This window comes from Woronichinia naegeliana WA131, assembly GCA_025370055.1.
Lineage (GTDB): Bacteria > Cyanobacteriota > Cyanobacteriia > Cyanobacteriales > Microcystaceae > Woronichinia > Woronichinia naegeliana.
In genome coordinates, this window is record CP073041.1 from 5,426,388 (window position 1) to 5,440,807 (window position 14,420).

General features: G+C 38.5%; 11 protein-coding genes and 7 pseudogenes. 6 read left to right on the plus strand and 12 right to left on the minus strand.

The window, feature by feature from the left end:
• Positions 1–34: 34 nt before the first annotated feature.
• Both KA717_27275 and KA717_27280 read right to left on the minus strand, forming a co-directional pair.
• Positions 35–424 (minus strand): annotated as a pseudogene (locus KA717_27275) (transposase).
• 135 nt (positions 425–559) lie between these two features.
• A pseudogene (locus tag KA717_27280) lies at positions 560–1,628 on the minus strand (IS4 family transposase).
• Positions 1,629–1,656: 28 nt separating this feature from the next.
• On the opposite strand from KA717_27280, the pseudogene KA717_27285 reads away from it, so the two are divergent.
• Positions 1,657–2,417: pseudogene (locus KA717_27285) on the plus strand (transposase).
• Between the two features lie 31 nt (positions 2,418–2,448).
• On the opposite strand, the gene KA717_27290 reads toward KA717_27285, so the two are convergent.
• Positions 2,449–3,603 carry an ISL3 family transposase gene (locus KA717_27290; protein UXE59478.1) on the minus strand — a complete coding sequence of 385 codons (1,155 nt, stop codon included), beginning with the start codon at positions 3,601–3,603 and terminating at the stop codon, positions 2,449–2,451.
• Between the two features lie 64 nt (positions 3,604–3,667).
• Here KA717_27290 and KA717_27295 point away from each other — a divergent pair.
• Positions 3,668–4,312 (plus strand): annotated as a pseudogene (locus KA717_27295) (transposase).
• A gap of 335 nt (positions 4,313–4,647) precedes the next feature.
• A pseudogene (locus KA717_27300) lies at positions 4,648–5,985 on the plus strand (IS5 family transposase).
• 216 nt (positions 5,986–6,201) lie between these two features.
• On the opposite strand, the gene KA717_27305 reads toward KA717_27300, so the two are convergent.
• The 3 genes from KA717_27305 to KA717_27315 form a co-directional block, all read right to left on the minus strand.
• Positions 6,202–6,504, minus strand: a complete 303-nt coding sequence (locus KA717_27305; GenBank protein ID UXE59479.1) for an ISAs1 family transposase — start codon at positions 6,502–6,504, stop codon at positions 6,202–6,204.
• 61 nt (positions 6,505–6,565) lie between these two features.
• Positions 6,566–7,609 carry an IS630 family transposase gene (locus KA717_27310; protein ID UXE59480.1) on the minus strand — a complete coding sequence of 348 codons (1,044 nt, stop codon included), beginning with the start codon at positions 7,607–7,609 and terminating at the stop codon, positions 6,566–6,568.
• Positions 7,602–8,423, minus strand: coding sequence for an ISAs1 family transposase (locus tag KA717_27315; GenBank protein UXE59481.1), 822 nt, complete (start codon positions 8,421–8,423; stop codon positions 7,602–7,604). Before KA717_27315 ends, KA717_27310 begins: the two co-directional genes overlap by 8 nt.
• 706 nt (positions 8,424–9,129) lie before the next feature.
• Here KA717_27315 and KA717_27320 point away from each other — a divergent pair.
• Positions 9,130–9,330: a hypothetical protein gene (locus tag KA717_27320; GenBank protein UXE59482.1), complete on the plus strand. Its 201-nt coding sequence runs from the start codon at positions 9,130–9,132 to the stop codon at positions 9,328–9,330.
• A gap of 3 nt (positions 9,331–9,333) precedes the next feature.
• Here KA717_27320 and KA717_27325 read toward each other — a convergent pair whose 3' ends face one another.
• Together KA717_27325 and KA717_27330 are read right to left on the minus strand one after the other, a co-directional pair.
• On the minus strand, positions 9,334–10,476 hold the full coding sequence (locus KA717_27325) for a transposase (protein ID UXE59483.1): 1,143 nt from the start codon (positions 10,474–10,476) through the stop codon (positions 9,334–9,336).
• Between the two features lie 129 nt (positions 10,477–10,605).
• Positions 10,606–10,761: a hypothetical protein gene (locus KA717_27330; protein ID UXE59484.1), complete on the minus strand. Its 156-nt coding sequence runs from the start codon at positions 10,759–10,761 to the stop codon at positions 10,606–10,608.
• 75 nt (positions 10,762–10,836) lie between these two features.
• Here KA717_27330 and KA717_27335 point away from each other — a divergent pair, with 75 nt between their 5' ends.
• Together KA717_27335 and KA717_27340 are read left to right on the plus strand one after the other, a co-directional pair.
• Positions 10,837–11,013 (plus strand): hypothetical protein, encoded by a 177-nt coding sequence (locus tag KA717_27335; GenBank protein ID UXE59485.1) that lies wholly within the window; start codon positions 10,837–10,839, stop codon positions 11,011–11,013.
• Positions 11,014–11,111: 98 nt separating this feature from the next.
• Positions 11,112–12,437: pseudogene (locus KA717_27340) on the plus strand (IS4 family transposase).
• On the opposite strand, the gene KA717_27345 reads toward KA717_27340, so the two are convergent.
• From KA717_27345 to KA717_27360, 4 genes and pseudogenes are all read right to left on the minus strand, one after another.
• A complete protein-coding gene (locus KA717_27345; GenBank protein UXE59486.1) occupies positions 12,404–12,904 on the minus strand; it encodes a helix-turn-helix domain-containing protein in 501 nt (166 codons plus the stop codon). The pseudogene KA717_27340 and the gene KA717_27345 overlap by 34 nt on opposite strands.
• 44 nt (positions 12,905–12,948) lie before the next feature.
• Positions 12,949–13,482 carry a hypothetical protein gene (locus KA717_27350; GenBank protein ID UXE59487.1) on the minus strand — a complete coding sequence of 178 codons (534 nt, stop codon included), beginning with the start codon at positions 13,480–13,482 and terminating at the stop codon, positions 12,949–12,951.
• An 83-nt stretch (positions 13,483–13,565) separates the two neighbouring features.
• The gene (locus KA717_27355; GenBank protein ID UXE59488.1) at positions 13,566–13,715 is read right to left on the minus strand and encodes a hypothetical protein; all 150 of its coding nucleotides are present in this window, start codon (positions 13,713–13,715) and stop codon (positions 13,566–13,568) included.
• 230 nt (positions 13,716–13,945) lie between these two features.
• Positions 13,946–14,419, minus strand: a pseudogene (locus KA717_27360) (ISAs1 family transposase).
• Position 14,420: the final 1 nt, after the last annotated feature.

The following is a 14,420-nucleotide window of genomic DNA, read 5'->3' on the forward strand; positions in this document are numbered from 1 at the left end:
ATCTCATGTTAACACTTTTCTTTTCCTTCATCAACTAAAGGTCACACCCTTTATCAAAGCGTTGAAATCGTAAGGTGAGCAAAGAATCAAGCTCCTCCTTATATTTTACGTTAGCATCTTCAAGACATCCTGAAATTGCTGCAGAAAACTGCGTAAAATCTTCATAATATTTTGCGTATAAACACTTCTTCTTCACAAACTTCCACAGTCTTTCAATTAAATTCAAGTTAGGAGAATAAGGAGGTAAGTACAGTAACTCTATTCCTAATGATTCTGCCAACTCCTGCACAATTCGGCATTTTTGATAACGAGCATTGTCTAATACCAACGTAATCGGTATTAATAGTCCTAATTCTGCTATCTTTTCTAGGAGTTCACAAACCTGAGTTCCCGTAATATAAGAACTGTTCGTTACCATAATTAGGGCTTGCTGAAAAAAGCTGAAACCTTTACGGAGAAAAATAGTAGGCGAATTAAGAACCGCTAGAATGCACGAAAATAGGGTAGAATGCCTCAAAACCATTGCATTAAGAAGAGAGAAAGCAGATGTACCGAAAGCCTAAGTACAGGACAAAAAATGTAGGGAGTCGAGAAAAAGAGAAAAATTGGGTAGAGAAGGATTAAGAACAAGATGACGAAGATGGTCAAAACCAAGACGAAAAAGACTCTGCGCTAGGCGACCATGTTTCTTGAGGGGAATGGGATGAAGATGATGAATTGCTAGACCAGTTTTGAGAGACCAAGCCAAAGCTAAAGTCAGTAAAGCCAAAAGCTTACGAAGACGCTTGGGGTCAGTAAAGTGAGTAGATTCCAAGCAAAAGCCACGAGTCTTAAAGATGCCAAAAAGGGTTTCAATGCCCCAACGCAGGGCATAATCGTGAATAAGACCTTGGGAATCGGGATGTCCAATGACGATGAGTAGAGAATTATCAGGCAAGCGAAGAGCCTCTACAGAAACAGGATATCCCCAAACCCGACAACTCCCTTGAAGACGTTGAGATTCACTCTTTTGCAAGATGGGCAAAAATGACTTTGGCGGCCAAAAGCTTGCCATTGTGCTCAATCTTGTCCGTAGCCCGAATTCTCAGACAGAAAGCCAGTAGCGGTTCGAGCAGAAGATAGCGAAGCCAAGCCTGACCAATAAACTCACGGTCGCCACATAAACAACGAATCAGGGCGGTGGGAAAAATCTTGAGCATCTCCTCGATAAAACGCATTCGTTCATCACTGTTAGAATTGCCCTTTTTCTTGCTAAGCATCCACCACAAGATGGGAATGGCTACTCCTTCATGGACAATGCCGACAGTGAGGATATTATAACCATGACTGCCAAACTCCCAGGTTGTGCGGTCAATACTTAATACCCAAGGTTGAGGGATATCCAGCCAACTGACTACAATACGGGCAATGTGATGGTAATCCAGCTCAAATCCTGAGAAAAAGCGTTGTAAGCGTTTGTAATGAGAATCCACCAATGCCCGACCTTCAAAACCCAGAGCCAATTCTTTAAGGTTAACCGTTTTCACTTTGAGGAGGGCGAGTAAGAACAAGGCTAGGAAGGAGAGTCTGGCACCATGCCATCCCAAATGGGGTTTTAGGGCTTGTTTCAATGCGTTATATTGGTTCATGGGTTTTCTTACATTACGTTCATCTTCCATGAAACCCCTTTCTCGTATACTTTTCAAGCCTTTTGTCCTGTACTTAGACCGAAAGCAACAGTACTCAATTGAAACACCAGAAAACTTGAAAAATCTGTTCGGCGGGCAGTTAGACGAAGAAAATCGTTGGATAGAAATGTCAAAAATGATTCCCTGGGAAGAATATGAGGAAGAATATGCAAAAAACTTCACAGAAAAAAAAGGAGCCCCAGCCAAATCATTTAGAATGGCATTAGGAGCATTAATTATCAAAGAAATTTCAGGAAAAAGTGACAGAGAAACAGTAGAACAAATAAAAGAGAACCCTTATTTACAGTACTTTATAGGAATGGAAAGCTATAGTAGCAAAGAAGCATTTAATGCGTCAATGATGGTTCATTTTCGTAAAAAAATAGGAATGGAATTAATAAATAAAATTAATAAAGAAATAGAAAAAAAGCGACGGGTGTAGCGTCAGAAAAAAAAGAAAATGAAGGAAAGTTATTGTTAGATGCGACTTGTACACCAGCAGATATAAAATATCCAACGGATATAGGAATATTGAATGATGCCAGAGAAAAAACAGAAAAAATAATAGATAAGCTGTATGAAGAAATAAAAGAGAAAAGGAAAGAAAAGCCGAGGACTTATAGGGAAGTGGCAAGAAAAGAGTACTTAGCCATAGCAAAAAAACGTCGTGTGTCAAAAAAAGAAAGAAGAAAAGGAACAAAAAAACAACTAGGATATATAAAAAGAAACTTGTCTCATATAGAGAAAATGGGCTCTCCCCTTGTCTGTGTGTAATGTTATGTTACGAGTTAAAGCAAGCTAACAATTTAAGCCGTAGATGCTCAAAATTAGCAAATCCATAACTTTTCCTTTTTATTAATTTAATTTTTGTATTCATCCCTTCCGTTAATCCATTAGTTGTATGGTTTTCAAAATAATTGCATATACCTGTCAAATGAGTTTTCAGCATACCCACACTTTTTTTATAGAATAGGCACGCTGTTCTCATCCATTTTTCAAATTTTCTCCTTGCACCATTTGTCGTTCTTGAATGCTCATAAATATCTCTAATCTCTTCCTTCATTTCATACGCTATTCCTAAACAAGGATACATTTTCAATATCTCTTCTAACTCTTCTCTTTTTTCTTTTTTTAACTCTTCTTTATTTTTCCATAATAGGTATGTTAAACCCTTTTTATGGATATTCATTTTCTTTCTCAATTTATTCAATTCTTCATTTATATTTTTCATTACATGAAATCTATCATAGACGATTTTAGCATTTACAAATAACTCCTTTATTGCTGACGTAAATCCCTCCCACATATCCACACTTACTTCCTTTACATTCTCTCTAACCCTTGCTGGCTGCACCTTTAGGGCTTCTATTATCTCTTCTTTTTTGTGTCCTTTTATTACTTCTAACAATTCCTTTTTATTTATATCTATCACTGTTGTAATAAAGTCTTTTTTTCCTTTTCTATTACTAAATTCGTCTAAACTTATCTTTTCTGGTAATTCCCATTCCTTCTTTTCTGCCTGCTTTGCATACTCTTCAAATATTGATTCCAATGTTCCCCAACTTATTTCTTCTTCTTGCCTTACCTCTTCTACATTTTTCTTTTTTACTTGCTCATAAATCTTTTCTTCATAACGAATTGTATAATGTTTTCTTAGCCGCATAAAGTCCAGTCTTTCTGTTATGTATTTCTGACATTTTTCACAATGGAACTGGCGGCGGGGCACTTCCAGATATACTTTCTTTCCCAATAGGGATAAATCCCGAACCAAATTATATTCTATTTGATTTATATCTTCCAATTCTTTATGACAATTTGGACATTCTATTACTTCGTTTTTCATTTTTAATTTTAAGAACAAAGCACCATCTATTTCTCGATAGTTTACGACTGTTACCTTTGGCAATCCTAGTAGCTCATCCAAGTTTATCCACATACTCCACCTCCTACTGTGGTATTACTATTATACACTTTCCACACAGTTGGGGGAAGAGCCAAAAATGATAGAAGAGGGAGCAAAGTTAGAAAAACTAACGAAAAAAGAGCAAGAAGAGCTTGTAACGATAGGAAAAGTGTATGAGCAACAGTTAGAAATGTATGAAAAAAAGACAAATAAAGTAGAAAACAGAATTGTGAGTGTAAGCCAACCTCACGTGCGTCCAATAGTGCGTGGAAAAGCGGGAAAAGCAGTAGAGTTTGGAGCTAAAATATCGGCAAGTAATGTGAATGGCTTTGTCTTCTTAGACAAATTAAGTTGGGATAATTACAACGAATCGGGAGATTTACAAGCGCGAATAGAAGAATATAAAAGGGAAACAGGATGTTATCCGGAATCGGTTCATGTGGATAAAATCTATCGAACAAAAGCGAATCGAGCTTATTGTAAAGAAAGGGATATAAGAATGAGTGGTCCCCGATTGGGAAGACCGCCGAAAGAGGTGAGCAAAGAAAAAAAGAAAGAGGCACGCTCAGATGAAAGAGTGCGTAATGCCATTGAGGGTAAATTCGGACAGGGAAAGAGGAAATTTAGTCTTGGTCGAGTGATGGCCAAACTACCTGAGACCTCGGAAACGGTAATTGCGATGAACTTTTTGGTAATGAATCTTTCTACTCTACTTCAGAAGACAAAAAGTAAAAAGTTGTAGAGTCGTTTCTCTTGTGAAAAATGGTGTTAATTTTCCTCTCTTTTGTGAGGAGTGATTTGTGTTGACCTTTTTAGACAGAAAGGAACAATAGATTAAACAAAATCTGTATTTTGATTTGTTTCCATAAGGATAAGTTATCTATGCTTTTTCAGTCCATACTTCCCTAACCCACATTTCTTTCGTTTTTTGACTTTTTCAGCAAGCCCTAATTAGGGCTTGCTGAAAAAAGCTGAAACCTTTACGGAGAAAAATAGTAGGCGAATTAAGAACCGCTAGAATGCACGAAAATAGGGTAGAATGCCTCAAAACCATTGCATTAAGAAGAGAGAAAGCAGATGTACCGAAAGCAACAGTACTCAATTGAAACACCAGAAAACTTGAAAAATCTGTTCGGCGGGCAGTTAGACGAAGAAAATCGTTGGATAGAAATGTCAAAAATGATTCTTTGGGAAGAATATGAGGAAGAATATGCAAAAAACTTCACAGAAAAAAAAGGAGCCCCAGCCAAATCATTTAGAATGGCATTAGGAGCATTAATTATCAAAGAAATTTCAGGAAAAAGTGACAGAGAAACAGTAGAACAAATAAAAGAGAACCCTTATTTACAGTACTTTATAGGAATGGAAAGCTATAGTAGCAAAGAAGCATTTAATGCGTCAATGATGGTTCATTTTCGTAAAAAAATAGGAATGGAATTAATAAATAAAATTAATAAAGAAATAGAAAAAAAAGCGACGGGTGTAGCGTCAGAAAAAAAAGAAAATGAAGGAAAGTTATTGTTAGATGCGACTTGTACACCAGCAGATATAAAATATCCAACGGATATAGGAATATTGAATGATGCCAGAGAAAAAACAGAAAAAATAATAGATAAGCTGTATGAAGAAATAAAAGAGAAAAGGAAAGAAAAGCCGAGGACTTATAGGGAAGTGGCAAGAAAAGAGTACTTAGCCATAGCAAAAAAACGTCGTGTGTCAAAAAAAGAAAGAAGAAAAGGAACAAAAAAACAACTAGGATATATAAAAAGAAACTTGTCTGATATAGAAAAAATGATAGAAGAGGGAGCAAAGTTAGAAAAACTAACGAAAAAAGAGCAAGAAGAGCTTGTAACGATAGGAAAAGTGTATGAGCAACAGTTAGAAATGTATGAAAAAAAGACAAATAAAGTAGAAAACAGAATTGTGAGTGTAAGCCAACCTCACGTGCGTCCAATAGTGCGTGGAAAAGCGGGAAAAGCAGTAGAGTTTGGAGCTAAAATATCGGCAAGTAATGTGAATGGCTTTGTCTTCTTAGACAAATTAAGTTGGGATAATTACAACGAATCGGGAGATTTACAAGCGCGAATAGAAGAATATAAAAGGGAAACAGGATGTTATCCGGAATCGGTTCATGTGGATAAAATCTATCGAACAAAAGCGAATCGAGCTTATTGTAAAGAAAGGGATATAAGAATGAGTGGTCCCCGATTGGGAAGACCGCCGAAAGAGGTGAGCAAAGAAAAAAAGAAAGAGGCACGCTCAGATGAAAGAGTGCGTAATGCCATTGAGGGTAAATTCGGACAGGGAAAGAGGAAATTTAGTCTTGGTCGAGTGATGGCCAAACTACCTGAGACCTCGGAAACGGTAATTGCGATGAACTTTTTGGTAATGAATCTTTCTACTCTACTTCAGAAGACAAAAAGTAAAAAGTTGTAGAGTCGTTTTTCTTGTGAAAAATGGTGTTAATTTTCCTCTCTTTTGTGAGGAGTGATTTGTGTTGACCTTTTTAGACAGAAAGGAACAATAGATTAAACAAAATCTGTATTTTGATTTGTTTCCATAAGGATAAGTTATCTATGCTTTTTCAGTCCATACTTCCCTAACCCACATTTCTTTCGTTTTTTGACTTTTTCAGCAAGCCCTACTTAAACGACGGAGCAAGCCCAAATTATCAGCCGCATTACCTTGACGCACTCGACTCGCATCCTCATTAAAAGTGACATCTAAAACCCAATGCAGACTATTTTCAATACTCCAGTGAGAACGAATCACATGGCTATGACGTTCGGCATCCGTAGGAAGACTGCTAATATAATAGCGAAACGTCTCTGTTGTTTTATGACCAAATTGAGTTTTACTTTTAACCATCACAACAGTTGCTAAACCGACCCACTGATTTTGGCGATGCAATGCGGAAAGCTGATTGATTGACACTGTCCAGACTTGACGAGTTTCTAAACGGTAATGTCCTTTTTCTGTCTTCTCATGATATACTTCAAACGTTCATAATCTGAGATTTATCAAAGCGTTGAAATCGTAAGGTGAGCAAAGAATCAAGCTCCTCCTTATATTTTACGTTAGCATCCTCAAGACATCCTGAAATTGCTGCAGAAAACTGCGTAAAATCTTCATAATATTTTGCGTATAAACACTTCTTCTTCACAAACTTCCACAGTCTTTCAATTAAATTCAAGTTAGGAGAATAAGGGGGTAAGTACAGTAACTCTATTCCTAATAATTCTGCCAACTCCTGCACAATTCGGCATTTTTGATAACGAGCATTGTCTAATACCAACGTAATCGGTATTAATAGTCCTAATTCTGCTATCTTTTCTAGGAGTTCACAAACCTGAGTTCCCGTAATATAAGAACTGTTCGTTACCATAATTACTTCATGGGTAATTGCATTTAATGCTCCTAACACATTAAAACGTTTTCTCCCTGATGGTGACTTAATAAAAATCCTCTTGAAGCACCATATAAAATTTACAAATGCTCCCATTACAAAATGAGAGGCATCTACAAAGAAAACTGCCCTTTTTCCTGCTTTTGCCTCTTCTAGCCTTGGTTCTAGCTCTTTTTCTCTATAGCTATCCTGAGCTTCTACATCTGCTTTTGATGCAATTGTTCCCACCTTTAGACACCTCATTCCTATTGACTTTAAAAATTTTCTGACTTGCGTTGGACTTCTTTTTATTCCCGTTAATTCTTCTATTCTTTTTACTGCTTCATTTATTGTTGCTGGTGGATTTGACTCAAAATATGCCTCAATTGTCCCTTGATGCTCTGTTAACTCACTTTTCGGGCGATTAAATTTTATTTCTTTTAGTTTTTCTATCCCGCCCTCTTGATAATCACGGATATAGCTTGTCACCGTATTTACTGAAACTCCTGCGAATTGAGCAATTTTTTGATGAGATAATCCCTGACTTTTTAACCATAAAACTTCCATCTTTAGCTGTACTCTAGGATGCGGGTGATTAAACCGACCGTAAGACAACAGTCTTTTGTCTTCTTCCGTAAATTCTAACTTAATCATTTCTCAGCCTCTTGACTACTTTTTCTATTTTTACTATATTATCTCTTATTTTTAAAATTCGCAACTTGTGACCGTGTTCAGTATAACTGTATTCAATTCCTTGCCAGTTCTGAGCGACCGCTTGTTTAAACCAATCCCTAACTTGTTTATTAAGTTTGCCCTGATTTCCTTTGAGAGCCAATACATAGTCACCTTCACCTTGCTTTATTTGTTTTGCGATTTCTGTCTGCGTTCCCATTGCATCTAGGGTTACTACTGCCCCCTTGATGTTAAGTAACTTCAGTAACAAGGGGACTGCTTTTATTTCATTAGATTTACTATCTACTTTCTTTTGCGCTAACATCAGTCCCCGCTCACTACTCCACGCACTTATGCTGTGTAACGCATTTAGTCCTTTTTCCCTATCATAAGAACCTCTTTTCGTTTTTCCATCTATCTGTATCAGCTCTATGTCCATTTTCTCCGTTAGACTGCTTATCCAGCTCAGAAAACTTTTTTCTAGTTCTTCTGTTTCCAACATTCCAAATACTCTTCCAAAGGTATCGTGAGAGGGAATTCCCTTTGGTAACTCTAGAAACATTTCTAGCCATTCTCGTTTGGCTTTGCCATAGGCTTCAATTGCTACGAAGCCATCTGCCCCTGACAATACTGCCAATATTCCTATGGTGACAATTGCTGTTAAGTTATGGTCTTGCCTTCTCCCTGTTCTCGGTTCTTTTAGGCACTGAAAATGTTTCAGTATGCTTCTTTTGATAATTTTGACTTCTTTTTCTTGTTGTGGGGTTAGAACTCTTGCGCCGAAGCCTTTTGCCATCTTTGACCTCACTCACTTACTTTTTTTAAATAATAGCCTTTTCTTCTCTTAGATGACTGCTTCTTTTTTACACTATATTTCTCTCTTTTTGTCTGTATTTTTTGTAACAAATAAGATGCGATTACCCTGGGTAAACCGACCGCCATTCCCACTCTGCTTTGGGTCTTTCAGTCTTTTCTGTTTATCCGTTGGTTAGAGATTGACGGCATTCAAACTATCGTTAATTTGACCTCCAAACACAAACATATTCTTTCCTTTCTTGGCTCTTCATGTCAAAAGTACTACTTTGTCTCTTGACTTACCTGCGGAATGTGGGCTAAAATTGCACTCTCATAGGCTTGGCAGATATCATTCACTTTTTCCCCAAAATTTGGGTCAGGGGGTAGGGCTGATTCATTCTCTGGTTTGATTCCTTTTTTGTCTCTCTTCAATCGCTTATGGGGTAAGCAAAGTAAGGTATTTTTAAAAATTTTCAGATATTTATTCTGAGAAATCGCCTTAAAACCTTGCCAGATAAGGATTTGATTGATTGAGATTTGTTAGAATGAATCAGCCCTAAGGGGGGGGATTCAGCCAGTATCCTGACTGATGGGGTTTAATATCTGCCATTGGTGTCAACTTAAGCCAAAATGCCTACTCACAAAAGATTAGCCTAAAAGCAGGCGGAAGTAAGAGTAGGCTGAAAAAAAGGTTAGTATATAAAAAAGTGAGCAAAAAACAAATGGCAAGACAACATCCTCGGAGAAAAGGAAACCCAGACTTACGTCGTAAGACAAATCAGCCAGGGGTAGAAATCCCTGAAATAACAAAAGAGTTGTTTGAATTACTAGAACCCACAATGTTTACACCATTAAAATATTTACAGGGAACTGGACAGTGGGAAGTTTATGGATGCCAGATAAGGTAATGACTATGCGACGAAAGTAAGCATATCAGGGCTTGGGGAAGAGGCAAGTTTAGCGGTAAGGAATTTAGGCAAAAGCAGACTGGGTGGACTTTGAGGAAAAATCATTTGGGCTTGATGTTGAAGGGCTAGTTGAGCAATCCGTTCACTAGGGTAGCCATGGGATGGTAATGTCCGAAACCATCGAGGAAAATTAGCCCAAATCCCCTGGGGTAACTCTAAGGCGAGAATTTGAAGTAGCCCTAAAGCAATGGCATTAAGGTTAACAAAACGCTCAAAGGCTTCTACCTTGTTTAAAATCTGAGTCTGAACAGCTTGTGGATAGTCACTGAGGATAAGATTGCTGGGCCAGGTAGGTAAAGTAGGAAGACTCTTAAGCCAAAAACGATAGGCAAAGCTGCCCAAAAGATGGACTAATTGACGAAAAGTGACTTCAATCTTAAATCGGAGACCGTAAGCGGCAATAATCTCAGGTCCAGTCAAACAGAGATCAGTAGAAAGCAGAATCAGTCGTCGTCCGTTAGGCAATTGGGTCAGAACAAACTTGACGAGCTGATGGGGACTATCCCAGTGGAACTCAAAGCACTGATAAGAAACCGTGACTTGTTGACCATAGAGCCAGACTTTAGCTGTCGGAAAGTCCGCCGCCAGAGCGAACAGCTTTTCTAGTTTTATCGAACTCCCCCAAATCCGTGGTCGTCCTCTCCCCGTCAGCGTCGGCACGGAACAAAAGGGGGCATAGGCGACGGTGGAGCAACGCACTCTTGTGATTAGATGCAAGGCGTTCTGGCGAAAACTTTTGAGCACTGGTTCGCAAGCAAAATAAGCATCCAAAATTACATAACTCCCTGCCTCTGCGTAAGTAACACAAAGGTCAGCCATTTTTGTCACCAGGCTCGTCTTCACCTTTTTTTTGCCTTTTCCCTCCCCCTTCTCGGTTGCTTTGGACTTGATGCCATCGTCTAGCCGCAACACTAAGGGCAAGGCAAAGCAGGCTTTCCCTACTCCCACCAAAATACTCAAGGCATTGAAGTAATGACCCCTTATCCACTCTGGCTTGGACACATCTTCCGATTCTTGGTGTAGTCGTTTTACACCTGGCATCTTGCGTCCTTCTTTCCCCACTTTGATGCCATCACCCACATACACCCGTTTCCCTTTAATTCTGTATAGACTTTCATGCTGACTTAGCCACTTTGACCATTGTAAAGTTAGTCCTTCGACGCTAAACGCCTTGGAATCAAACCAATGTAGAGCCTGATTGTAGTAGCTCTCTGTTCAGCCAATGGCATTGACATAGCTAGTTATTGCGCTGGGTTGGCTGTTGAGCACTACTCCCCAGACTAACAGGATAAACCATTGGAACGTTGCTTCTCGGCTAAAGGCTGGACGGAGATTATTGAGGATTTGCTCTAGTCGCTGACATAGTTGCATAATTGATAGATAGCACTGGCTATCGATTTTCTTATATCAGCCAGTTTCGGACATAACGGCACTCTTTTGTATCGGATGTCCGATTTTCTTTTCTCCACTTACACGCCTCGAGAACTTCCCACTGTCCAGTTACAGGGAACTCATGAGAAAATGATGAGAGATAGGGTGCTAAATTTACCAGTAATGGTGGCATTAGTGTTAAGTATAGTGTATCGTCAAATAGTGGGTATAAGTGCATTGGTGTCAACTTAAGCCAAAATGCCTACTCACAAAAGATTAGCCTAAAAGCAGGCGGAAGTAAGAGTAGGCTGAAAAAAAGGTTAGTATATAAAAAAGTGAGCAAAAAACAAATGGCAAGACAACATCCTCGGAGAAAAGGAAACCCAGACTTACGTCGTAAGACAAATCAGCCAGGGGTAGAAATCCCTGAAATAACAAAAGAGTTGTTTGAATTACTAGAACCCACAATGTTTACACCATTAAAATATTTACAGGGAACTCATGAGAAAATGATGAGAGATAGGGTGCTAAATTTACCAGTAATGGTGGCATTAGTGTTAAGTATAGTGTATCGTCAAATAGCGGGTATAAGTGAAGCGGTAAGACTGTTAGAGGAAGAGGGATTGCTATGGGTAGCATCATTAAAAGTAAGCAAACAGGCAGTATCAAAAAGAATGATGAATGTGCCAGCCGAAATATTTGCAATATTACTAAAAGGAGTGTTAGAAAAAGCAGCCGAAAAAGGGAAGAAGCTCCAAGTAGGAGAAAAATGGGAAAAAATAAGAGAAAAGTTTAGTGCAGTGTGGATAGCAGATGGCTAAACGCTAGAGCAGATAAGGAAAAATATGAAAATAAGTAAAGAAGAAAAGAGTAAATTGGGGGGTAAAATAATGATGGTAGTGGAAGCCTTTACCCAAAGACCCGTTACTTTATGGTACACAGAAAATGATAAATCAAATGATAAAATATGGTGTGAAGAATTGGCAGCTAAATTACCAGAAAATGGTTTAATTCTCGTAGATATGGGATTTTTTAGCTTTGTGTGGTTTGATTTGTTAACAGAAGCTAAAAAGTTTTTTCTAACCAGATTTAGAGCGGGTACATCTTACAAAACCAAACAAGTATTGTCTCAAGGTAGTCATTACAGAGATGAGATTATCATTATGGGAAATTACCGTTCTAATCCTTGCAAGCATCCGGTGAGATTAGTCTCAGTATTATAGGGAACAATCTGGTATCAGTATTTAACAAATGTGTTGTCTCCCGAACAACTGTCCGCCGAAGAGGTCTGTGATTTATATCGAAGACGATGGACAATCGAAGAAGCCTTTTTATTAACGAAAAGACTTTTAGGACTAGCCTATTTATGGGTAGGGAATAAGAATGGTGTCCAAATCCAGATTATTTGCACTTTGATTTTCTATACGGTCTTAAATCAATTGGTAGGGGAAGTGGCGATTGCTCTAAATCAACCGAAAGAAAAAATCTCAGTAGAGATGGTGTTTCGGAGTCTATATTATGTAGCGAAGGCTATTGCTAGAGGAGAAAAGCCTGATACAGTAACCTATCTGGCTGAACATGCTAAGTTATTTGGTTTGGTCAAAGCTGAGAGAAAGCGACATCGAGAAAAGGCCGCTCTCAATCAACAAATTTGGGAACCCATTCCTTTAAGTTGACACGGATGAATATCTGCTTCTTCCCATAATCTTCCTACCTGTCGAGGAGATATACTTTCCACTATTCCTTGCTTTACTAATTCCTCGGCTAATTCTCGTCCTGTCCAGTGACTTATCGGACGCTCATAATTCTTTGGGTCATCACAGGCTAATTTGAACAACTTCAAGATTTGTTCGCGTTTAAACTTGGCGGGTGCTCCACTACGTTCAGCATCTTTGATTCTTTCTGTTATTTCTATTTCACTTTTCTGTCCTGCTATCCATCTTTCTCTCCATTGACTTGCCATTTTTCGGCTAATTTTTAATTTTCTAGCAATTTCTCGATTATTTTCTCCCTCATCTGCCAGAAGCACTATTTTTGCCCTTAAGGCAATTTGCTGCTCTGTTGTATGACGATTTATCAGTTTTTCTAGATGTTCTCGTTCTTTTGCTTCCAACTTTAACTCTTTGGGGGCTAATCGGGGCATGACTTTTTCTCCTATATACCTATATTTATCTTTTTATCGGTTGCCTAATAATAGTATCTTAACTTACGCCTTGGACTACTAGCCCTGTCCATGAGAACGATTGTCCACCCCTCAGAGGCACTTGCTTCTTTATTTTTTCCAACTTTTGTGTATAGTTCATCCCCTTCTATTACTAATTTAACAAATTCATTCACTAAGGCGTATAAAAATAATGTCTCTTGTAATCCTGATAATTTCTTTTCCCAATTCAATATTGTTGTTTTCGCGTAGCCAAATACTCGGGCTGCTGCATTCAATCCTATTCCTTCCATTCTGGCTTTTAATACTTTTACAATTTCACTTAATGGGGTTTCTAAGCCAGCGATTACGCTACCATAAGTCTCAGCAAAACAAGAACTACATTCTTGACAAATGAACATTTTACGTTCCCCGTTACCTTTCGTTTGATAATGAGAATGTATTTTTACTTTTTCACTATAGCAATGAGGACAGTTTTTCTTGAATAAGGCATCCTCTTTCTCTTGGCACAAGCCAACATCATTCAGGATTTCCATAGAGCTTTTCTTTACTATTGACATTGTTTTCTGTTTCCTTCTTCTTTGATATAATGACAATAATAATATAATAAAAACGGGCCGATGTCTAGTCTTAAACTATTTTTCTATTTTCTCAAAGCCTTACACCATAACTTTTTCCAACTTTGATCAGACGATACCAGTCCCCCCCCCCCTCGCCCTACTATCTGTTGGGCAATCTTTGTCTGAGTTCCCATGGCATCAATCGTTACGATACAACCTTTGACCTCTAGCATTTTCAGGAGTTTCGGTATCGCCGTGCAGCAATTCTCAGTTTTAGATACAGCAAGCCTTTTAGGGATTTAAAGAACATTTCAAAGGGGGTTTTTGGGGCAATTCTATGTGTACTACCATGTCTGAAAGCCTGAAGACTCGTAAAATGAACTTGTTAATCCCGTTGAATTTTACCCCGTATTACGCGAACTAAAACCTGAAACCCTTGCTACAGGGCAAATTTAGAATTGCTGATCGCCGTGATTTCATTCGATTTGCTTTCCACCTTGCACTGTCCTAGTACTAGACGATTTGCTGTTGCCCATGCACTTACCATCTGAATTGCGCCCTTTCCGTTGGCATTGTCATAGGAGTGGCGAAGGGTTTTGCCGTCAATCGCTATCACTTCTCCCTCACTTACCTCCGCTATACTTTTGACCCAATGCAGAAAACAGTCTTGAAATTGCTCTGGATTCAGACTAGCAAATACACGCGCAAACGTATCGTGGGAGGGGATGCCATTCGGCAATTCCAAAATTTTTTTTAGCCATTGATGTTTAGCCTTGCCGAAACTTTCCATGGCTACCCAACCTTCTGCTCCACAAATGACGGCTAAGATGGCAATCGTTAGAATATCAATGAGTTTATGCCGTTTTGTTCGTTCGATGCGAGGGTCATCTATTTCGGCAAAGTGTTCTACCAGTCTATATTTGGGTCGGAGTTTCATC